This is a genomic window from Eubacterium sp. An3 (genome assembly GCF_002159465.1).
Lineage (GTDB): Bacteria > Bacillota > Clostridia > Lachnospirales > Lachnospiraceae > Anaerobutyricum > Anaerobutyricum stercoris.
Window position 1 is genome coordinate 218404 of record NZ_NFIR01000002.1, and the last position, 22974, is coordinate 241377.

Annotated in this window: 19 protein-coding genes; 1 reads left to right on the forward strand and 18 read right to left on the reverse strand. The window is 46.5% G+C overall.

The window, feature by feature from the left end:
- Window positions 1-163 precede the first annotated feature (163 nt).
- The 16 genes from recO to B5F87_RS03435 all read right to left on the reverse strand — a co-directional run bounded on the left by recO (window position 164) and on the right by B5F87_RS03435 (window position 19295).
- Window positions 164-907, reverse strand: a complete 744-nt coding sequence (gene recO / locus B5F87_RS03360) for a DNA repair protein RecO (RefSeq protein ID WP_087276758.1) — start codon at window positions 905-907, stop codon at window positions 164-166.
- Window positions 908-954: 47 nt separating this feature from the next.
- Window positions 955-1857: a GTPase Era gene (gene era / locus B5F87_RS03365; RefSeq protein ID WP_087276762.1), complete on the reverse strand. Its 903-nt coding sequence runs from the start codon at window positions 1855-1857 to the stop codon at window positions 955-957.
- A 73-nt stretch (window positions 1858-1930) separates the two neighbouring features.
- Window positions 1931-4852 (reverse strand): insulinase family protein, encoded by a 2922-nt coding sequence (locus tag B5F87_RS03370; protein ID WP_087276765.1) that lies wholly within the window; start codon window positions 4850-4852, stop codon window positions 1931-1933.
- A 216-nt stretch (window positions 4853-5068) separates the two neighbouring features.
- The gene (gene tnpB, locus B5F87_RS03375) at window positions 5069-6169 is read right to left on the reverse strand and encodes an IS200/IS605 family element RNA-guided endonuclease TnpB (protein WP_087276768.1); all 1101 of its coding nucleotides are present in this window, start codon (window positions 6167-6169) and stop codon (window positions 5069-5071) included.
- Entirely contained in the window at window positions 6169-6591 is a 423-nt protein-coding gene (gene tnpA / locus B5F87_RS03380; RefSeq protein WP_087276771.1) for an IS200/IS605 family transposase, read from the reverse strand. Before tnpA ends, tnpB begins: the two co-directional genes overlap by 1 nt.
- 421 nt (window positions 6592-7012) lie before the next feature.
- Window positions 7013-7744: an AAA family ATPase gene (locus B5F87_RS03385; protein ID WP_087276773.1), complete on the reverse strand. Its 732-nt coding sequence runs from the start codon at window positions 7742-7744 to the stop codon at window positions 7013-7015.
- On the reverse strand, window positions 7741-8283 hold the full coding sequence (locus tag B5F87_RS03390) for an ATP-binding protein (RefSeq protein WP_087276776.1): 543 nt from the start codon (window positions 8281-8283) through the stop codon (window positions 7741-7743). Before B5F87_RS03390 ends, B5F87_RS03385 begins: the two co-directional genes overlap by 4 nt.
- A gap of 112 nt (window positions 8284-8395) precedes the next feature.
- Window positions 8396-8743 carry a hypothetical protein gene (locus tag B5F87_RS03395; protein ID WP_087276779.1) on the reverse strand — a complete coding sequence of 116 codons (348 nt, stop codon included), beginning with the start codon at window positions 8741-8743 and terminating at the stop codon, window positions 8396-8398.
- A complete protein-coding gene (locus B5F87_RS03400; RefSeq protein ID WP_087276782.1) occupies window positions 8740-9468 on the reverse strand; it encodes a response regulator in 729 nt (242 codons plus the stop codon). The genes B5F87_RS03395 and B5F87_RS03400 overlap by 4 nt, the downstream gene beginning before the upstream one ends.
- Window positions 9469-9825: 357 nt before the next feature.
- The gene (gene ilvC, locus B5F87_RS03405) at window positions 9826-10845 is read right to left on the reverse strand and encodes a ketol-acid reductoisomerase (protein WP_087276785.1); all 1020 of its coding nucleotides are present in this window, start codon (window positions 10843-10845) and stop codon (window positions 9826-9828) included.
- Window positions 10846-11143: 298 nt separating this feature from the next.
- Complete coding sequence (ilvN, locus tag B5F87_RS03410; protein ID WP_087276787.1) at window positions 11144-11638, reverse strand: acetolactate synthase small subunit; 495 nt, start codon at window positions 11636-11638, stop codon at window positions 11144-11146.
- A 104-nt stretch (window positions 11639-11742) separates the two neighbouring features.
- On the reverse strand, window positions 11743-12876 hold the full coding sequence (locus B5F87_RS03415; protein ID WP_158096936.1) for an LCP family protein: 1134 nt from the start codon (window positions 12874-12876) through the stop codon (window positions 11743-11745).
- Between the two features lie 102 nt (window positions 12877-12978).
- Window positions 12979-13890: a glycosyltransferase family 2 protein gene (locus B5F87_RS03420; RefSeq protein ID WP_087276796.1), complete on the reverse strand. Its 912-nt coding sequence runs from the start codon at window positions 13888-13890 to the stop codon at window positions 12979-12981.
- A 59-nt stretch (window positions 13891-13949) separates the two neighbouring features.
- A complete protein-coding gene (locus B5F87_RS03425) occupies window positions 13950-16562 on the reverse strand; it encodes a homocysteine S-methyltransferase family protein (RefSeq protein ID WP_343215722.1) in 2613 nt (870 codons plus the stop codon).
- Between the two features lie 34 nt (window positions 16563-16596).
- Window positions 16597-18498, reverse strand: coding sequence for a bifunctional homocysteine S-methyltransferase/methylenetetrahydrofolate reductase (locus tag B5F87_RS03430; protein WP_087276799.1), 1902 nt, complete (start codon window positions 18496-18498; stop codon window positions 16597-16599).
- 86 nt (window positions 18499-18584) lie between these two features.
- Window positions 18585-19295, reverse strand: coding sequence for a hypothetical protein (locus tag B5F87_RS03435; protein ID WP_087276801.1), 711 nt, complete (start codon window positions 19293-19295; stop codon window positions 18585-18587).
- A 259-nt stretch (window positions 19296-19554) separates the two neighbouring features.
- Between B5F87_RS03435 and aroE the strand changes: the two genes are divergently transcribed.
- A complete protein-coding gene (gene aroE / locus B5F87_RS03440) occupies window positions 19555-20424 on the forward strand; it encodes a shikimate dehydrogenase (RefSeq protein WP_087276804.1) in 870 nt (289 codons plus the stop codon).
- Window positions 20425-20658: 234 nt separating this feature from the next.
- On the opposite strand, the gene B5F87_RS03445 is transcribed toward aroE, so the two are convergent.
- Both B5F87_RS03445 and B5F87_RS03450 read right to left on the reverse strand, forming a co-directional pair.
- Window positions 20659-21615 (reverse strand): hypothetical protein, encoded by a 957-nt coding sequence (locus B5F87_RS03445; RefSeq protein ID WP_087276807.1) that lies wholly within the window; start codon window positions 21613-21615, stop codon window positions 20659-20661.
- Window positions 21616-21812: 197 nt separating this feature from the next.
- On the reverse strand, window positions 21813-22898 hold the full coding sequence (locus tag B5F87_RS03450; RefSeq protein ID WP_158096937.1) for a leucine-rich repeat domain-containing protein: 1086 nt from the start codon (window positions 22896-22898) through the stop codon (window positions 21813-21815).
- Window positions 22899-22974: the final 76 nt, after the last annotated feature.

Genomic DNA, 22974 nt, shown 5'->3' on the forward strand with positions numbered 1-22974 from the left:
TTGCCGCTCTTCTAACATAATGCCGGCGCATTTTATAATCGTTTTCTATTCTACCGTGGATAGTGGTTCTTTTCAAGACTTTTTTCCTGTCCCACGGCATTTTGAGCTGCGTTTTCCCCGTTTTCATTTTAACCGCGCTTCTTGCCGCGATCCCCTTCGTCCTTTACAACTCCTCCAGCATCTCCGCCGCCTTGAACCGGTGCTCCACATGAATCCGGAAGAAACGCTTCACGATCCACTGAAATTCCAGAAAAATGTCTTCTTTGAGCACGAAGCTGTAAAGCCGCTGCAGCGGGATACTCAAAATGTACTGCATGGTATAGAGTACTGCAGGTTCTACATGAGTCCCGCCCCGGGCGCTTCCATGGGCGCAGTCACGGCACAGCACGCCTCCCGCCTCAAAGGACAGCGTATCCAGATTTTCCGTCTTTCCGCAGGAAATGCACTGGAATACCTCCATGCCGATGCCGTAATACTGAAGAATCTTCAGTTCATAGATGCGTCGAATGAGCGGAAGCGGCACCTTGCCTTTTTCCATGGCCGAAAAGGTCACAAAAAGCAGATTCAAAATGTTTCTCTCGTCCATTCCTTCCACGGTAAAATATTCCGCCAGCTCTGCGAAATACGTGCTGTAATAAATGTTTTCCAGGTCTTCCTTCAGATGGGGAAAATAGTTCTTTCCGTCGGCAGAATTCAGATAATTGAACCTTCGCCCCTCAGTGATCATAAATTCACAGTAGATAAGGGGCTGGGTCACGCCAAAAAGAGGGTGATTCGGCTTGCGGCACCCTCTGGCAAATACCTGAATCTTCCCTCTTTCCTTCGTCAGTATGGTCAGACGTCTGTCATTTTCTCCGACGGGATACACGGATAATACAATTCCCGTCACCTTTGTCTGTTCACTCATATCCTCTGCCTGCCTTACCTGTCCTGCTGCCAAACATTCTTGCCCGGCTACAGCTCTTTCTTATTATATCCGTAATTCTTCAACAGCAGGTCGCTGTCCCGCCAGTCTTTCTTGACTTTCACCCACATTTTGAGATTCACCTTCATGTCAAGAAGATTCTCGATCTCCTGCCGGGCGGTGGAACCTATTTCTTTAATCATAGCTCCCTTCTTTCCGATGATGATGCCCTTGTGGGAATCTCTCTCACAGATGATGGTAGCTTCAATATCCACGATATTTCCTTTCGGACGAATTTTCATGCGCTCGATGACCACAGCGATGCCGTGAGGAATCTCCTGACTTAAAAGACGCAGCGCCTTCTCGCGGATAAGCTCCGCCACGATCTGTCTCTCCGGCTGATCGGTCACCGTGTCCTCGTCATAGTACATCGGCCCCTCTGGCAGATATCTGAAAATAGTATCGATCAAATCCTGAGTATTGGTTCCCTCCAGGGCGCTGACCGGGATGACCTCGGCAAAATTTACTTTATCCTTATAGGCGACGATGGCTTTTAAAATTTCCTCCTCTTTTGCCAGATCCGTTTTATTGATGACCAGAAAAATAGGAGTCTTCACATTCTGAAGCTTTTCGATAATGTACTGTTCGCCGCCGCCGATAAATGTAGTCGGCTCCACCAGCCACAGCACCAGATCCACCTCATTCAGCGTGCGTTCCGCTGCCATCAGCATGTAATCACCCAACTTGTTTTTAGCCTTGTTGATACCCGGCGTATCCAGAAAGACGATCTGTCCTTCCTCACAGGTGTAGACTGTCTGAATCCTGTTTCTCGTGGTCTGCGCCTTGCTGGAGGTGATGGCGATCTTCTGTCCGATCAGACGGTTCATCAGTGTGGATTTGCCAACATTTGGTCGCCCGATGATCGTTACAAATCCTGATTTAAACTTACTCATATATTCTCCTCTCATAAATGCTCCGGCAGCAATCTTCATTGACGATCACTGTCGGAGCTGTACCATGTTTTTATTACATCAACATCCGTGTATTTTCAAAAATCTCCGCTTCCTGAATCTTCTTGTCATTACCGATGGCGCAGACAGTGCCCGCTTCCATGAGCGCTTCCATGTACGGAGCCAGAGCACGGATGCCGTCCTGGGTGGTGTTCAGCACCTGCTCTCTTTCTTTCTGGAGCATTTCCGGCGTAGTTCCCGTAAGATATCCCATGAAGGAACGGTCGCCAAGAGCCGACGGCTCCAGAGGCTGATCCATGGAACTGATGGTTCCGATAATATATTTGGTCATATCCCGGTCACTCACATCGAAGGTGCGCACATAATCCGCCGCATTCTTGTAGACATCCAGGGTGGCGGTCAGATGCGGGTCACGGTAAGAAACCAGATAGCCGTAGCCATTTCTGGAGAAACCGCACATACATCCGTAAGCGCCTCCGGTGACACGAATATTTACCCACAGATAATCATAGGAGAAAATAGTCTTTAACACCCGAAGTGCTCCGGTATAATCCTGTCCTTCCCGCTCAAACCGTCCGGCTGTAGCCACATACTGCACTTTACTGGAGGTGCGGAAGCCTTCGTTTAATCTGCACATTTCCATCTGCGGAGCTGTCTTGACGCAAGGCACATCATAAAGCTGTGCGCCAAAATGCGTAAAATGCTCTTCCAGAAGGGATTTAAAATTAAACTCTCCTGTCAGACTCACGATCAGATTCTCCTTTCGGAAAATGCACCGGGCGGCGTGGAAAAGATTCTCCACCAGCATTTCTTTTTTCTCTTCAAACTGATGATCCAGGCTCTTTACAAAATCATAAAAATCTATACCTTCGGCAATTTCTTTGTATTTCATCATCGGATCCACATACGACAGTGCGCGGTTGGCCGCATACACATGGCCCGCCGCAGGAATGCGGGTATCCATTCTTGTCCGCATCTCAGAAATAATCTCTTTTAATCGTTTCTCATCATGAAGCTTTGAAGTAAAAAGAATCTCTTCCATAAGCGCCATGCCGTCCGGCACCTGCTCGCCGAGACATTTCATGCGTATACTGAAATACGGACGGAAACCGTCTCTTTTCCATATCAGAGGATAAATACCGGTCTGGAACGCAATGCCGCCGATTTTGAGATTAATCTCTGTGGCGAGATCATTGTAGCTGTAATGCTCTGTATCGACGTAACGATACAATTCCACCAGCAAGGTTGCATACGGAATCAGCTCTTTCGGCAGCTCCGTGGTATCAAAGGAGAAATCCAGATACACAATACCGTTAGTGCGGTAATCGTGAACAACAGCCGGAATCCCTCCAATAATCATCTCTTTATTTTTATACGGAAGAGCTTCTCTTCCGATATCGGACAGCTTCAGCAGAGGAATCTTCTCCAGTTCCTCCTGGGTGGACGGCGTCTCCTGAAACTCTTTCAGTTTTCTGGTCTGTTCTGTCAGAAAATATAATTGTTTCTTATCCAGAGTTCCTTTGATACCCGCAAGCTGCCGTTTTAACTCCGCGTCTGCACGTTCATTTTTGCCCTTTTCTGGATACAGGTTCACAAACGCTTTGTGGGTGTTGTTGAGAAGATATTTCTTCACCAGTTCTTCAAAATAGACGGTTTCAACCTTCTTTTTGAGATTGGAAAGCGGTGTCAGTGTATCTCCCAGATCCATAGCTCTGTTATCGTCATAGAGCCATGTATTTAAAAAATTCAAACCGTATATGAGACCTTTTGGATAGCGGCCGAAGCTTGCCTCCCGGTATTTGAACTCAAAATTATTAATAGAAGAATAAATTGCCTTTTTATTCATACCATTTTCAGCCTGCTCTGCGAGAGCCTGCTCTATAACTTTTTTGAATAATTCCTCTTTCCCCTGCTGTACATTTTTAACGATAACAGAAAAAACTGGCTGTTGAATACCGGCATCCAGGTAACTTTCCACGTCTTTTCCGATACCAGCGTCAATAATCGCTTTACGCACTGGAGCTCCCGGCATGGAAAACAGCACATACTCAAGAATCTGCAGCGCCAGCATCTCCTCATTATCACTGCTTAATCCGGCCACAGTATTATAACTGAGATAAATACCTTCCCCGGCGTTTTCTTCATCCTCGGACACCGGATACGTATCCGTCACAGTAACCGGCGTCTCAAACGGCTTCTGCAGCGCAATCTCCGAATGAATCTCCTTCTTATCAAAACGGCTCAGATACTCTTCATCAATGAACGACAATTCCCTGGCAAAATCCACATTTCCATACAGATAAATATAGCTGTTGGACGGATGGTAATATTTGCGGTGGAAATTCAGAAAACCTTCTCTGGTCAGCTCCGGAATAGCGTCCGGGTCTCCGCCTGACTCGTAGAAATACGGCGTATCCTTCAGAAGCGCCGCCTGAATCTTTCTCTGCAGCAGATCGTCGGCAGAGGAAAACACACCCTTCATCTCGTTGTAAACCACGCCGTTGAACTTCAGCTCCCCGTCGGCGCTGTCCAGCTCGTAATGCCAGCCTTCCTGCTTGAGTATCTCGTCTCTTTTATAAATGTTCGGATAAAAAACCGCGTCAAGATATACATGCATCAGGTTATGATAATCCTGGTCGTTGCAGCTGGCGATAGGGTATACCGTCTTGTCCGGATAAGTCATGGCATTTAAAAATGTATTGAGCGAGCCTTTGGCCAGCTCCACGAACGGGTCCTTGGACGGAAACTTTGCGGAACCGCAGAGCACCGAGTGCTCCAGAATGTGCGCCACGCCGGTATCGTCCGCCGGCGGCGTCCGGAACGCAATGCTGAACACCTTGTTGGTGTCATCATTGTCGATAAGCAGCACTCTGGCGCCCGAACGTTTATGCTCCAGTACATATCCCACTCCATGCAGTTCTTCTATTTGTTTGCGCTCTTTGAGCACATAGCTTTTTAATTCTGAAATATTCAGCATACAAAACCTCCTGAATAGTTTTTCTTACAGTATCTGCAATACTTTTGTTATCTTGACACTCCCCATATCCAAAACAAAGGGATTCTTGTTTCTACCACTACTGCATTGATCCATACCTTACGGTACTACCAATGACTTACACAATGTCCACAAGCTAGATTATACTGTTCCCGTATGCCCTACGGTGCAGTCTTTTCTTTGACTATAGCGGTGTGCTCACCTTGTTGACTGCATTTGCAGTCCTTTCTTCAAGATATTTATGCTTGCATTGGTATCCCTGTTATGGGCGGTATGACAGTTCGGACACTCCCATACACGAATCGCCAGATTTTTAATCAGTGGGTTTTTGTATCCACAACAAGAGCACGTCTGACTGCTTGGATACATGGTTGGCACTTTTACAATTTCATTCCCATACCAGACAGATTTATATACCAACATATCAAAAAACTTACTCCATGATGCAGAAACAATGTGCTGTGCCAGTTTATGATTGCACATCATATTTCTTACTTTCAGTTCTTCTATGCAGATTGTTTGGTTTTCACGGATCAGCATAGTAGACTGTTTTTGTAAGAAATCATTTCGTTGGTTTGTAATCTTTTCATGGATTAAAGCAATCTTGACACGCTGTTTATTGCGGTTATTAGAGCCTTTCTGTTTTCTTGAAAACTTACGCTGTTCACGAACAAGTTTACGCATGGATCTTTCCAGATATTTGGGATTTGGCTGAACATTTCCGTTGCTGTCGGAGTAAAACTCCTTAATACCAACATCAATACCTATTACACCACCATGATTTTCTCTTAGCTCAGGCTCAAATTCCACGTTAAGGACTGCAAAATACTTCCCCGTAGGAGTCTTTTCAATCGTTACGTTGTTAATCTTTTCTACTTCCATTGACTGACGTATTTTGACAAGACCAAGCTTGGGAAGTTTGATATATCTTCCCACAATGCGGATATTCTCCCTTTGATTTATTGTCCTATATGACTGATGGCGGTTGTGCTTGCTCTTAAAAATTGGATGGGCAGCACGTTTCTGAAAAAAATTTACAAAACTTCTGTCAAGGTCACGTAAAGACTGTTGTAACGCAATGGAATCCACCACTTTAAGAAAAACAAAATCTTCACTTTTTTTCAGTTCTGTCAGCATTGCGGAAGTTTGGGAATAGCCAATCTTCTTACCATTCTCATAGGCTTCATTGCGCATGGCAAGTCCTCTGTTGTAAATGAGTCTGCAGCAGCCAAATGTCTTATTGATTAAATTTCGCTGTTCCCTGTTCGGGTAGATTCTAAATTTGATACCCTTTCGCATTATCCCATTTTATCCTTTTGTCTTTGCGATGTCTTCTGATTTTCAATATATTGTTTAATGACTTCATGTGGAGCATCGCCTACTGTAGATACAAAATAGCTGTTTGTCCAAAGGGTTGGCATTTTGGTCTGCAGGAAAAAGAACTCCTGTCTTAAAACCCTGGAAGTATAGCTTTTTAAGGATTTTACAGCTTTATGGATACCGAATTGTGGATCCACCTCCATCAACAAATGCACATGGTCCGGCATAATCTCCATTTCCAGAATATCCACAGACAGATTTACAGCATACTCTTGAAGCAATTCCTTTAATCGTACGTCTACACCATTCGCTAATATTTTTCGTCTGTATTTTGGACACCATACTACATGGTATTTACAAGAATAGACAATGTTGTTATTTGATTTATATATTGTATTCATGTTCGTATTATACTACAATCTATCACCTAATACAAGCTGTTAATTTGCTCCATCTCCGATTACTTTCGTAAATTCGATGGACGCATCTAATACCCCCATCGCTAAAACAAGGGGGCTTTACAACACATTAGATACAACCTCTACATATTCTTGCTTTTGTTCTTCCTGTTCTATTTCAACTATTTCCTTTTTAATCTGTGTCAAAGTACAATTTTTATCCAGCCTTCGAATAAAGTTATCATATTTCTTATATGCATCGCTGCGCCTTTGACAAGATTTGTGGCAGTATCTGTTAAGAATTTTCCATTCTTCCAAACTCCGTTTAATCCTAATATTTCATTCAAATCTTTTCTATTTCTTCATCCCGGAGATCAGTTTTTATAAAACCGACTTTGTCGTATTTAAATATACAGCACTTCTCTCACTCCTCCCAACCATTCAGACGCAGCTCTTCTCTCGCATCACGCACATCCGGATGGTCTGTTCCAAGAATTATTTCCATCTCTCCCACAATTTTTTTGGCTTCTTTTAATTCATCTTCGTCCAGTGCCTTTTCAAACTGCTCTGATAATTTCTTGATTTCTTCCGGCTTTTCTGTTGTTCCCTGGCGGAAATTCAGTACATCCTGCACGGAATATCCGTAAGCATTAGCCAGATATCGCACTTCTTCATCCTCATCAATCAAAATGAGATGTTCATTTTTACATGAAGAAATGACAATTGGAGAATGCGTTGCTAAGATAAACTGCATGTTCGGAAATGTCCGTTCCAAAGCATCTACAATATTCCACTGCCATTTTGGATGCAAATGCATATCAATCTCATCAATCAGAACAATTCCTTCGCTCTCTCCCAGATTATCCGTGCTTTCCGGGTTTAACAAAGCCAGACGATAAGCCAGATTCATAACCATCCATAACAAAGACTGGTATCCCGCGCTCAAATAAGAAATAGGCATTAGCTGGCTTTTTTCCTGATACACAAGTTCACCTAACTGGCTGGAATAATGAATTTGCGGTTTTTCTTCCAACTGACTGATTTGCTGCATAAAACAGGCAACGATATTTTTAAACGCTTCATACTCTTTAATCGGCTTTTTTTTCTGAAAAGCAGTCAATTCCATTTTCAGACACCATGCCTGGATTCCCTTCATATCCAAAGAATAATCCAGGCATCCAATATAACCGCACCGTCTGTCATCCAGCTTTTTTTCAGTTCTTTACCAAAATCTCCTCTGCGTGTTTGCCATACCCTTGCATCGCTTTGAAAACATAATAGAGGCAGGGCATCTTCCGGATGATTAGATATGTGCTGCATCCATTTCACAATACCGTCATCATCCATCTTTGTTCTTTCTTTTCCATCCTCATTCAACCGATATCTTCTCCAATGATAACTTTCATTTTGCATTTCTAAAGTGCCTGCTATTTCTGTCGGTGTCCAATATCTGATTGCAGACGAAGCATCCCCTTTTTCCTCAATGGTAAAATGAATATCATCCTGCAAAATATTTTTTGTAGGAACTCCCCTGATTCCTTTTAACATTCCAAACAAAGCAACGGCAATGGCTTCCAAAATCGAGCTTTTTCCCACTCCGTTATCTCCTATTAAAAGGTTTACTCCCTCCGTAAAATCTATTTCCATATTGGTGATTGCTTTAAAATTTTTAATATTAATTTTTTTAAGATACATTCAAGCACCTCCTTATATCCAAAAGCATACGCACTCTATATCCAACCATGTATTCCATTGTATCATAGATTTCTATTTCCTGATATGCGAAAATCAGCATCCGAAAAACTTTTTATTTTTCTGCAATATCTGCTTGAATCAAATTTTCAGTATTCAAGACTCGCCCCATAGAATCAGCTTCTTCTTCCACCCTGGCCACCATCCATTCAGAGGGAGCGGGCGAACTGTCATAAATATCAAGCAGCTGACTGCAATGATTTTTCACCGACGTATGGATTCGGGCCGATACATTTTCACTCTTAACGCCAACGTAGGTCCCGTCTCTTTTATCAAACAGAATCAGACCATCCAAAAATCTGTATTTTCCAATTTCCTCTCCAAAAAAAGCTTTCTTTTCCAGCAGTGCCAGACCGCTCACAATGACAAATAATCTCTTTTTCAGTTCCGATAATTTCTTCATTCTGCCGTCCTTGCGTTCTGCCTGTATTCTTTGGGCGTCATGCCAGTCTCCCTCTTAAAATGTTTTGCAAAATAAGCGGTGTTGGAATATCCTGTGCTGGCCGCGATGTTGGAAATAGAAGTATCTGTATAAATAAGCATCTTTTTTGCCTTGTCCATTCTCGTTTTTATGACAAAGTCCTGGAAAGTGATCCCTGCCCACTCTTTAAAAATGTGCGACAAATAGTCCGGATGGACAAAAAACTGCTCCGCCACCTCCGCCCGGGAAATCTCCCTGTTACTGTTTTCTTTAATATATATTTTGGCTTTCTCTACAATTTTTTCTGCGTTGAGCGTTTCTGTATTTCCTTTAAAATCCGGTATATTTCTGGCAGCCTTCTCCAGAGCTCTCATGAGATCTTCCTGCTCCACCGGCTTTAAAATATAATCCATTGCTCCCAAACGCAGCGCCTCCGTGGCATAAGAAAATTCCGCATGCCCAGTAAGGTAAATCACTTCAGCTTCCACCTCATTTTCTCGAATCCAATGAGTCAGATCCAAACCACTTCCCTGGGGTATTTCGATATCACACAAAATAACCGAAACGGGATATTTACGCAGGATTCCCATGGCCTCCTCCATGTTCTGCGCCACATACACGGCAGAATAAGGAAAGCGTTTTCTGTCAATCAATTTCTGTATAATTTCTGCCTCAAGTATCTCGTCATCCACAATTAATATATTCATGACACACGCTCCTTCCCTGGCATTTCTATTCTTAAATCATAGTATTTCACTTATATATAACAATATACAACTTTTCCACTTCTGATTCATAGAACGATTCCGCTGAAAACTATAACGATTCAGACATAAAACAGCATTTTTCAGGAAAGATTCATCTGCACTTTTCCGTGGGATAGATTGGGATAGATTTTTAAAGATATTTTCTGCCATAATGCTAAAAAAAGAGAGCTCTTCTTCACGAAAAACTCTCTTTTACTCATAGTTTATAACATTTTTATAACCGATGAATTCCGCCGGTCTGTTATGCTGTCATTCTATTCCGTCCCTCTCAAACCTTCCGGAACCCGCTGAAAACTCTTAGTTATTGATCAGCTTATCTTCATCGCTCCAGCTGTAAAGCTTACGAATCTCTTCGCCAACTTTCTCTGACGGATGCTCTGCCGCAAGCTTACGCATTGACTTGAAGTGAACCTGTCCGCCTGCACTGGACATGTCTAACAGGAAGTCTTTGGCAAAGGTTCCGTCCTGAATGTCGGAAAGAATCTTCTTCATTGCCTTCTTTGTGTCCTCTGTGATGATCTTCGGTCCGGTTATGTAATCACCGTACTCTGCTGTGTTGGAGATGGAGTATCTCATTCCTGCAAAACCGGACTGATAAATCAGGTCTACAATGAGTTTCATCTCATGGATACACTCGAAGTAAGCGTTACGAGGATCATATCCCGCTTCGCACAGTGTCTCGAAACCAGCCTGCATTAATGCGCATACGCCGCCGCAGAGAACTGCCTGTTCACCGAAGAGGTCTGTCTCAGTCTCTGTACGGAAGGTAGTCTCCAGGATACCTGCTCTTGCTCCACCAATACCCTGACCATATGCGAGAGCCAGTTCCAGTGCTTTTCCTGTGTAATCCTGCTCAACAGCAACCAGACAAGGAGTTCCTTTTCCAGCCTGATATTCGGAACGAACAGTATGACCAGGAGCTTTAGGCGCGATCATGGTTACATCCACATTTGCCGGCGGAACGATACATCCGAAATGAATGTTGAAACCATGGGCAAACATCAGCATATTGCCTTCTTCCAGGTTCGGCTCAATACTCTCTTTGTAAAGCTGTGCCTGTTTCTCATCATTGATCAGAATCATAATGATGTCAGCCTGCTTTGCAGCCTCTGCTGCTGTATAAACTTTTAATCCCTGTGCCTCTGCCTTTGCCCAGGACTTGCTTCCTTCGTAAAGACCAATGATAACATTACAGCCGGACTCTTTTAAGTTCAATGCATGTGCATGTCCCTGACTGCCGTAACCGATAATCGCGATCGTTTTTCCATCCAATAAAGATAAATCACAATCTTCCTGGTAAAAAATCTTTGCTGCCATGTTTATTCCTCCTAATGTTAAACAATATTTGCAGCTATTTATCTATATCTGAATCATCCTGATGTTCCGAATTCTTCTGATATGCCGGATCTTTGCATAAATATGCAAAAATCTTTCCAGAGGAACCTTCCTGATATGATAAATAACCTGTCTGTTATAATACTACTCTTGCTGTGAGAAATCAAGGCATCCTTATGATTTTTTATAATATTTCTTTCTCCATTATGCAAAAATACTTTTCTCTTCCTGCAAAATGAACCGTAAAAATGCCTGAAGGGGCATGAAAAACCCGGCGTTTTTATCGTTTCAAAACGCTCATTCCTCTCCCCAGCCCGGTCAATCCGGTTCTCACCAACTCGAGAACTTCATAATCTGACAGCAGATTCAAAAAAGCATCCAGCTTATTCTGATTGCCTGTCAGCTCAATCATTACGGATTCCATGGAAACATCCACCAGCTTTGCCCGGAATACATCAGCAATGGCAATGATATCCTGCTTTTCTTTTTTATCTGCCATCACTTTAACCAGCACAAGTTCACGGCACACAGATTCTTTATCATCCAGTACGATAATTCTCCGCACCTCCTCAAGCTTCTGAATCTGATTGCGGATCTGCTCGAGAATCTGATCATCTCCGCTTACCGCTACAGTGATTCTGGTATATTTCGGACTGTCTGTCACTCCGGCCGACAAACTGTCAATATTGTAGCCTCTTCTGCTGAACAAAGATGCCACCCTGGCCAAAACTCCCGGATTATTGTCAACCAGCAGGGAAAGTACTATCTGTTTCATACTTAACACTCCTTCAACACGTAAAAAATTCTCTTTATACATAGTGCTCTGTGACTTGCAAAAAGACACAGAGCACTGTTGTTGCTATCTTCTTGATATATTTATCAGTACGTGGAGATACCTTCTGTCTTCTCCGGATAATATCCGTCGATAAAGTTATCGTTGCCCACGCCATACTCATCATTGACTCCCGGGTCTTCTCCGGTTCCAAAGATGAAATACTGCAGTGCCTGACTGTTGGCCTCATAATCCACCTGCATAACCCAGGCGCCTGTTCCGCCCAGACGTCCTTCGGTGTAAGATCCTTCATACGGGATTCGCAGCTGCTCAATCTCGGTGGTACCCATAGTGATCACAGATGTCATCAGGCTTCGGATCTGTGTTTCTGTCAGGTCTGTCTTCACATACTGCAGCGCCTTCATGCAAATATTGGTGATCGTCATGATATTCTCACTCTTCAGCTGATTAAATACAGCCATCAGCACCTTCCTCTGGCGGTCCGTACGTCCGAACTCACCGGAGACATCCTGACGGATACGGCAGTATGCCAGCGCCTGATACGGCGTAAGCAGATTGGAACCTGCCACTACATTTTTCTCACCATGTTTGGATGTGGCGTAAGCAGTCTGCAGGAAGTTAGCCTCAGCCTCCGTCAGATCCATCTGTACGCCGCCGAGAAGATCAACTACTTCACGGAAGGCTTCCATATCTACCTCCACATAGCCGTCCAGCTTAATGCCAAAATTCTCGGCAATGGTCTCATAGACAAGCTGTACGCCGCCGTAAGCGTAAGCTGCATTAAACTTGTGATATCCGTACCCCGGAACATCGATGTACATATCTCTCATGAGGGAAGTCAGCTTGAGCTTCCCATTCTTTAAATCCACGGTGGCGATCATGGTCGTATCTGAACGTCCCGCTTCCGTCTCGTCCGCACGTTTGTCCGCACCGATCAGAAGGATATTTACCACGTCCTGGTCGTATACCAGATCGGTCTCTACCACGTCGGCATCTTTGAGCGCAGTCTCTGTGTCAGTCTGAATGGTATTGGTCGCCGCAGTATAATACGCAGCGGCCGCACCGCCAAATGCAGAAACCGAAAACAGCACCACCAGGAGCAGACAGACAATAACCTGCGCGGCGATTCTTCTTTTTCTGCCGTGCCGCCGTCCCTTTTTTCCCTGTCCATCTTCTTTGTCTATCGTATTCTCCAAGATATTTTCCTGTTGATTATCCAAAATCCGTAACCTCCTATAGAATGATTTAGATAAACTCTTTTTATACATTATACTAATTTCTATGGGTTTGCAAGATAAAAATTCTTAAAATTCAGTGTTTTTCTACATTTTCCAGTAAGACGGATTTAAGGAAATTTTCAGAATCAGCCATTTTGGCAGGCGTTTGTAATTCTGTCCCAGCTTATACCCCAGATATTTCATCCCGTTTTGCATGATGATATGAGGAATCAATGCATACCTGTGTTTTTTTATGAAATAAAGCAGAGTGGTCTTCACCAGACGGATACCTTCCGACTCGGATTTTACCGCAGCAAAAAGTCCGCCGTAATCCACCTGGGAGACCGCCAGGTCAAAGTTCCTCTTGCACTGCTCCACTGCGCCGTAATTATGCCAGTGCCAGACCTTTGCATCCGCCGCGTAGGCGATCTTCTTTCCCGCCTCGATGAGCCTCGATGCAAAGATCATATCTTCATTGAAAATGGTATGAAGAGGAAAGCCTCCCATCGCGTCATAAACAGATTTCCGATAGGCAGCACAGACATTGGAACAGAAAAATGTCTTGATTCCCAGCACCGGAAGATCCTCTTTTGACTTAATCCTGCTTTCTTTCGGATAGTTGAACGTCCGGGTATACGCTTCCACCGGATTATCTTTCCAGTCCGCCATCTGCCGTCCGTAGACAGCACAGACCTCCGGGTCTTCAAAAGGCTTTGTGAGGTTTTCCAGAAGATACTCGTCCGCCGGAATGGCATCCTGTGTGAGAAGCACAATGATATCTCCGTCGCACATGGCCGCCGCCCGGTTCCTCGTACCGCCGTGGTCAAACTCCGACTTTTTGATATGGATGATCTCCCCCTGCGGCAATTTTCCAAACTCTTTGCTGTGAAAGAGGGATTCCTCCGTATTTATGATGAGGATACGATCCGGCTGCAGAGTCTGCCGCCGGAGCATCCGAAGATTTCTCTCAAATTTTTCATCCGGTTTGTAGGTGGGAATGATTACATTTATTTTCATAGTCCGTCCTCCTTGTGAAAGATATCGCCGGCATTATGCAAAGACCGCACGTCGCCGCATTATTCGCCCAGCAGCGACTGCACCAGCTTCACAGCCTCGGCGGCGTCCTTTGAATATCCGTCGGCGCCGATCTCATCAGCAAAACTCTGAGTGGTGACCGCTCCTCCGATAATCACCTTTGCCTTCAAATTCCTTTTATTTCTTAAGCGAATAGTATCCTTCATCCGCATCATGGTTGTGGTCATGAGGGCTGACAGGGCGATGATGGAAGCGTCATGCTCTTCCGCTGCCGCGATAATCTTCTCCGCCGGCACATCCTTGCCCAGGTCATACACCTGATATCCATAGTTTTTCAGCATGAGCGCCACCAGATTCTTTCCGATATCGTGGATGTCTCCCTCCACGGTGGCAATGACAATGACCGGTTTTTCCTCCCCGTCACTGTCCTCCTGCAGCAGCGGTTCCAGATAGCCGATGCCTTCCTTCATGGCGTTGGCGCTGGCAATGAGCTGCGGCAGGAAATACGCTTGTATATCAAAGAGTCTTCCTACCTCGTTGATGGCAGGAATCAGCATACTGTCAAGGATTTCCTTCGGAGATGAGCCTCCTGCCAGGGCCACCTTCACCCGGTCCACGATTTCCTCCACATTTCCTTTCAGCACCGCTTCAAACACCGGCGTCCGCTCTGCTGTGTCCGAACCGGCTGACTGACTTTGCAGCGTGCTTGTCGAACGGCTCTGTGCACCCTGCGGGTTTCCTGCTCCGGCAGTGTCAACTCCATTGCTTCCGGCGGCGCCAGCATATCCGACTTTTCCTGGCTCGGTGTTTCCGGCAACACCGGCAGGCCCGGCACTGGCCGCCTGCTTCTCTTCCATCCGTTTTACCTGCTCGATGTAGGCAATGTCTGCCTGCGGTTTGTTTTGAAGCAGGTCGGAGGCGTAGGAAAGTCCCATCAGCAGCGCGTTGGACGGATTGGCGATGGCCATGGTGAGACCATTTTGAATGGCCATGGCCGCAAAGGCTCCGTTGACATACGCCCGCTCCGGCAGGCCGAAAGAAATGTTGGACAGCCCCACCGTAGTGCACAGTCCCAGTTCTTCCTTACAGTAGCGGATGGTCTCCAGTGTCTCGAGAGCCGCCTTTTTGTTGGCTCCAATGGTGGTGACAAGACCGTCCACGATAACCCGGCTGCGGGAGATGCCGCAGGCCTCCGCCTGCTCAAGCACCTGATGGATCAGCGTCTTTTTCTCCTCCAGACTCTCCGGCAGGCCCTTGTCGGAAAGCGGCAGCAGAATAAACATGGCTCCGTATTTTTTTACCAGCGGCAGAAGTTTCTCAATCTTTTCCTTCTCCATGGAGATGGAATTTACCAGCGCCCGGCCCGGATAAGCGCGGAGCGCCGCTTCCATGACCTCCACATAGCTGGTGTCAATGCACAGCGGCAGATCGGACACCATAGTCACTTTCTGAATGGCCTTCAGCATCATTTCTTTCTCGTCAATGCCGTTGGTTCCCATGTTGATATCCAGAATGTGCGCTCCCATTTCTTCCTGCTGCTCCGCCATCTCTTCCACCATATGAAGGCGGCCTTCCCTGAGTTCCTGCTGCAGCTTTTTCTTTCCTGTCGGATTGATCCGTTCTCCGATAATCAGGAAGTTTCCGTCCAGAAGGATCTCCTGGCTCTTTCGCTCGGAAGCGAGCATGGCCGGATGCCTGTTGTCTGGCGGAAGCACCGCAAGGTCTCTCACCTTCTCTGCCAGCCGGCAGATATGCGCCGGCGTTGTTCCGCAGCAGCCGCCAAGAAGCCCCGCCCCGGCTTCAACGAACGCCGGCCCCCAGGAAGCGAACTCTTCCGCATCCATAGGATAGACCGTCTCGCCGTCCACAAGCTCCGGCAGACCCGCATTAGGCTTTACCATGATTGGCACTTCCGCATATTCTTTCATTTTGCGCACCACCGGAAGCATCTGCTCCGGCCCGGTGGAACAATTGACGCCGATCACATCGGCGCCGATACTCTGGAGCACCACCACCGCCGTCACCGGGTCCGTTCCGTAAAGGGTTCTGCCGTCCTCCTGGAAGGTCATGGACGCCATCACCGGCAGATCGCAGGTTTCCCTGATGGCGATGACGGCCGCTCTGGTCTCCGCCAGACTCATCATTGTCTCCACCACAAAGAGATCCACACCGGCCTCATAAAGGTATCGGGCCTGTTCTTTATAAATATCAATGAGCGTCTCCAGCGGCATCGGTCCCACCGGCTCCAGCGCTACGCCGGTCATGGTCATGTCTCCAGCCACAAGCGCCCGGTCTCCCGCCGCTTTTTTACTGATGCTCACCAGTGTTTTATTGATTTCTTCCGTCCGCCCGTCCAGACCGTATTCTTTCAGCTTCTCCCGGTTGCCGGAAAAGGTCGGCGCATAAAGGATATCCGCACCTGCCTCCACATAGGCTTTCTGCAGTTCAATAAGAACCTCCTCATGCTCCATGATCCAGAGCTCCGGACACACACCTGTGGGCATTCCCGCCTTCTGCAGGTTGGAACCCGTGGCGCCGTCCAGGATAAGAGGGCGTTTCTCTATCATCTTATACAATTCTTCTCTTGTCATACTGTCATCTCCGTCTCTTTTCTGGTATGTAACATTTCCTTCTTCTGTCATCCAGCACTTCAATCACTCTCCGGTACGTGGATTACCATAATCCTTTTTACTCCGGCACACAAGTTTCCATAATCCGCTTAATCAGGGACACCCTGTGGAACGGCGTCATAAAATAATATCCTGCGCCCACATCTTTCCCCGCAGTGATTACCGTCTTTGATATCTCTGCTGCGGTCTGTTCCCATTCTTCCCGGCTTCCATCCGGGCTGTACTGCGCCAGCACCTCATCGGGCACGTGAATGCCCGGCATCTCGTTCTTTATAAAGAGAGCGTTCCGGTAGCTCACAAGGGGCATAATGCCGATGAGAATCTTCGCACCGGTCTCCTTTTGCAGGAAAGCAAGCCTCTCCAGCTCTTCCTCCGAGTACACCGGCTGCGTCAGAAAGAACTGACAGCCGGCATCAATCTTCCGCTTCATTCTCTCGGCGATCTTATCAAGCCGCGCGCCATTTTGGTTCAAAGCGCCGCCATAGCAGAACGGGTCGTCCGCGAACAATTCACCGTTAAGACTGTTCAAAAACTCCATCAGCTTGATGGAATTAAAGTCAAAAACACTTTTGGTAAACGCCCGCTCGTCCCGTCCCACCGGGTCGCCGGTCACAATTAGCACATTGCGGATATCATTAACATAAGCTCCCAGCAGGCCGCTCCGGATGGCAATCCGGTTCCTGTCCCGGCAGGCCAGATGCGGCATCACAGGAATTCCGGTCTCCTGCTGAATCTTCACCGCCGTAAGAAGCGCGTCCGCCCGGGATCTCGCCAGCGGAGAATCCGCGATCGTAATGACATCCGCAGGAGTATCCGCCAGCAGGCGCGCGCCGTTCACCAGCTTATCCATCTGCGCGTCAAAAGGAGGATCCAGCTCCACGGCAATGACCGACTCGCCTTTTTTCAGCTTCTGAAGAAATGTATTCTGCCGCAGCGCCTTTGTTTCGGAAACATTTTCTTCGACTGTTCTTTTATCTTTTGCTCCGGCCTCAGCCGCTCCGGTCACATGTTTTCGTCTCACAGGGCGAATCTTCGGCATCTCTTTTCCTGTATCGCCCCGCAGTTTTCCGGCGATCTCCCGGATGTATTCCGGCGTCGTTCCGCAGCAGCCGCCAAGGATTCCCGCACCCAGCTCCGCCAGATTTGCCGCCTTCTCTCCAAAGTAAGCGACGCTGTCAGAATACACCGCATGTCCCCGCACGATCTGCGGGTAACCGCAGTTCGGCAGCGCCGTGAGAACCACCTGCTCCGGCATGCCGGACTCCTCCAGCCAGGAGCGAAGGAAACGCTCCATGTGGGCGGCTCCGATGCCGCAGTTTAATCCCACGCCGTCCAGAAGTCCGCTGCCCGCCGCCTTCTTTAAAACCGTTTTATAATGAAAACCGGTTCTTCCGTATCCGGTAGGAACGAAAGAAAACTGCCCGATCACAAAGGCGTCCGGCCGTTTTCCCCGAATATATTCTGCCAGAAACAGGACATACCTTTCATCCGGAAATGTTTCCAGCACAAAAATGTCTGCGCCCATTTCAAGAAATGCATCGGCAATCTCCCGGTACTCTTTCCGCATTTCCTCCTGACTGCTCTCGCTGTCCTCGTAGATGGGCCCGATATCCGCCGCCGCAAAAACCATCTTTCCATCACGTGCCGCAGACTCTGCGGCTTCTCTGGCAATGGCGTACCCTTTCTGCACAAACCGCACAAAACCGGCGTCATCCGCTTCCTGTCCATGCTTACTCATAATCTCCCGGTATGTTTTCCTGTTGGCAGAAAATGTATTGCTCCGTATGAGCGCCGCTCCCGCCTCAATATAGGATTGGTGAATCCCGGCGATTATATCCGGCTGGAAAAGATTTGCTTCCTCCGAGCAGACAAACTCTCCGCCGGTCTGTTCATCAAAATATGTACCCATTGCACCGTCTGTCAACAGGATATGCTCTTTTAAATAGTCTCTTATCTTCATGGTCTGATATCCTTTCTACAGAAAAAACCTGCATAGCCATTCCGGACATCCGTTGTCCGAGGAACCGGTATGCAGGCTCACAGCAATTATAACGCGGTAACTTTTCCTTCATATTCAAGATTCAGCCGCCCCTTCATCTTGCAGGCAAGGCCGATTTTTCTCATGCAGCGCATCATGGAGCGGTTATCATCTACACCGTAACGGTCAATGATATCCACAAACTTGTCAATCATCTCCATGGCCTCCGGGTCGGAAAGGTAAAATGTCTCGATGATCTGCTGAATATTCTCCTTCTTGGAAGTGGTAAACAGAAGCAGCGTGATCTGCAGTCCCACCAGAATATGATACAATTCTCTGTTATAATCGGACATGCCCGCCTTCAGGAAGGCAAACAGATCGCTCAGACGCATGGTATCAATATCGTCAATGTGCATATCGTTGGCTTTTAACGTATTCTCCACGTCGATATCCATGATCACGGAACTGATCATCGTCGCTGTCTGATATGCGTCAATATCCTTATCGGACACCGGTGTGAGCACCGGAGCCTGATTGCTCATCTGCCGGCAGTAAATCAAATCTCTTACCAGTGCATTTTCAAAAAGATAATCTTCCAGTCCGCTGTCCACCTTGATGATGAACTCTTTCTTGCCGGTATCCATGGCAACCGGATGGCTGCAGTCCTCCTGGTTCTCCGGGTCCATCTTCAGTATCGTGACCGGATAAATCAGCTCTCCCGTAATCTCATTGTACAGTTTCTCTGTTTTCTCTGACAGAGTCTTTCCTAAAATCTCCATAACTGTTGTTCCAACCTTTCTTCTTCCTTGCCGGATCCTCCTGCGCGCAGCCTGCCGCCGCCGTCAGCCTCCCGGCTCGCAATACATTTCTTTCATTCTAACAAAATAGAACTTGTGTTTCAAGTATGTTTTTTCTCTGATTGAAATTCCTGATTTTTTTTCTCTGATTGAAATTCCTGAGTTTTTTTAATTTGACTTTTTTTCCTCTTCCGGGTTATAGTAGGCAGTAAACAGCAACGTGACAGGAGGTATCAACACAATGGCAGATAAAATTACAGGAACAACCGTGCTGACCGGCCTTCTTGGCAGCCCGGTGGCGCACAGTCTCTCTCCCCTCATGCACAACGAAAGCTTCCAGGCTCTCGGCCTCGACTACGCGTATCTCTGCTTCGACGTAGGAACCGACCGGCTGAAAGAAGCCGTGGAGGGCCTGCGCGCCATGGGCGCCAGAGGCTGGAACCTGACCATGCCCGACAAAAATCTTATGTGCGAACTTTGCGATAAACTCTCCCCCGCCTCGGAGATCAGCGGAGCGGTCAATACAGTGGTCAACGATGGCGGCGTGCTGACCGGCTACACCACCGACGGTACCGGCTACATGCGCGCGGCAAAGGAGGCCGGCTTTGACCTGCCAGGCAAAGTGATGACGCTCCTGGGCGGCGGCGGCGCTTCCACCGCCATCCTCGTGCAGGCTGCCCTGGACGGCATGAAGGAAATCCGCGTCTTCAACCGCAAAAGCCCTTCCTTCGACCGCCTTGTACACATCGCCGGACAGCTGAACGAGCGGACAAACTGCAAAGTAAGCGTTCTTCCTCTGGAAGACACAGAAACCCTTCGGTCATCCATCGCCGAAAGCGACATCCTGACCAACGGCACCAGCTTGGGAATGGCTCCCCGCACCGACGCCTGCCCGATTCCGGACAGCTCCTTCCTGCGCCCGGATCTCATCGTCTCCGACGTCATCTACAACCCGCGGCAGACAAAGCTCCTCAAGATGGCCGAAGAAACCGGCTGCCCGTTCTTCAACGGCCTTTATATGCTGCTCTACCAGGGAGCGGCCGCCTTTGAACTGTGGACCGGGCAGGAAATGCCGGTGGAACGCATCAAAGAGAAATATTTCTCAGAATGAGCATTTTCCGGCATCATGTGCCCGGCACATTTTAACAGGTTCCCGGCATGCTGCCGGGACAAAATTCCACCTTTTTATAAAGAAAGGGTAATATGCAAGACATCCGTCCTGTATATTACCCTTTTACAAATCACGATCCCGCAATGCAAAATTCTCTGTCCACAGCATATCACATTAGCGATACATTTCTTTTCCTCTTTCACCGCCGCTGCGATCCCGCAATGCCACATCCTATTATTGTTGTCCGACCGGTACTTCCAAAGTCTCCCGCAGCTGCTCAATGGCCTCCTCGGAAAGCGCTGTGGCTTCCATAATAAATGCATTATCTTTTCCCATTTTTATCAGATTGCTCGCCACTTTCGTAACGCCACGTTCTATCCCTCGTTCCATGCCGCGCTTCATCCCGCGTTCCTCAAACATATCGGATAAATTGCACATCTCATCGACCTCCCTTTCGTAGCCGTTATCCATGGAGATGCCATATTTGTCTGACAACTCTCTTTTTATCTCCTCTTTTGACTTTCGCGAAGAAAACAGCGTGTTCAGCATCTGAATCAACGCATCATCTTTTTCATCCATATCTTCCCGAAGACAGATCTGAATCACTTCCAGTTTATCATATGCAGATTTTTCATCGGGAATCCCCGGAAGTAAATCCTCTTTCTTCATGGAATACCGGCTGATGGCATTACCTATGTACGTCGGCGGGTTAAAACAGATCCAGATAGAATACACTTTTTTCACATCGTCATAATTATCCAAGGTGAACTCCTGGTTGATCTGAGAAGAAATCATTCTGGCACAGTATACGATACCCCTTGTCACAATCTTGTATCCCGGATAAAAATCTTTTTGTGCTTCCACATCAAACAAAATCTTTAATTTATCTTTATCATCTATCACAATATAAAAACGGATATCATAATAGATTGTACTCTCATTAACGGAAACTCCCTCCGTATTATCTCCCGTAATCCTTTCCGGAGTTTCCAACACCGGAACCTCTCCGGACCGCATATTTCCTTCAATGGATGCACGGATCTTATCAAGCTCCATGTCCGCAACCTCAGAGACTGTCCGTTTCAAAATCCTGGCCAATATCGATTTATGAGATAACACCACTTTACACTGTTGATCCAGCTGTCTCTTCTGGGGATTCTCATCGATACTTGCCGCAACTGATGTCTGCATCAATCCTCTCCTTCCTGATTATAACATACGCATCGGCTCCTTTCTACCTTCCGGCATTTCTCTTTTGATTAATATTTTTAATATATATTATCTATTATAAATAATATAATTTTCAAAATCAAGCAAAAAAATATAAAATATCCCATGAAAACTGCGCAAAAAAGCCCCACGGCTTGCGGCCGCGGGGCTTGGGCTGTCTATCGCACTACAATCTTCCCTTTGAACCCGGCTTTTTTCACCTGGTTCTTTACAGTATTATTTTTCACATAGATGGTGCATTTGGACTTGTCTGCAATATCCGCTAAGTCTATCTTTTTCAGCTTTGGAGCGTTGATATAGATTTTCCTTAATTTCTTTAACCCGATCCCGTCGCAAAACAGTGAGATCTTGCGGATGTTTTTTGGAAACGTCAATGTTTTCAATTTATCAGTACGGTAGAAGATGTCTGGCCGTACTGCAATCATTTCTTTACTGAATTTGATGGATTTCAGATTTTTCATATCGCCAAAAGCAAATCCATCCACTTTCTTTACAGAAGATGGCAATTTGATATGTTTGATATTGTCGTTTCCATAAAATGCGCTGTACTCGATTTTTTTCACAGTCTTTTTGACTTTATAATTCTTAGAGCCGTTTGGCACATCATACAGGATTTTTCCGTTTTTGCTGTAGATATCCCCGTCTACCACTTTATACTTCGGATGATCCGGCGCGAAGGCTACTGTGGTGTTCGGACACCGCCGCAGCCGCGGCAGCACATCGACATTGGCTGGGATATAAATATCTTTCAGATTCGGACAATTATAGAAATACAGCCCCATATTTTCCATATCTTTCGGGTCCTCGAATACCACTTCTTCTAAAGCAATATAATTGGAAAAATTCGTGTCCAGAAAATCAATGCCTGCTTCAATGGTCAGCTTCTTCAAATGTTTCGGATAGTACCTGTTATCATTGGAATCTGTCTTCCGGAGGATCATCTCTTCCAAAGTATCTTCCGGAGGATCAAATTCAAAATTAGTTACTTTGTACGTCTTCCCGTTATAAACAATCTGATTATGGACAGTGACTTCTGAAAAGTCGGAGCCTGCCGGAATGTCTCTCGTTGTTACCGAGTCAATGGATGCCTCTGCCGTTCCATAATCCTCCAGATAATACATTACACCGTCAATCATCACGGTTTCCGATGCATTTACCTTTAGAGAAAATAGCAGGCACAGGCCAAGAAACACTGCTGCAAAAAATGTGTGGCTGAAAAATGCTGTGATACCTTTTTTGTTCACTGTAACGCCTCCTTTCTTAGAGTAAAACATATTGTTTATTGTTTAAATTGATTATACCACAATATTTTTTCTGTGC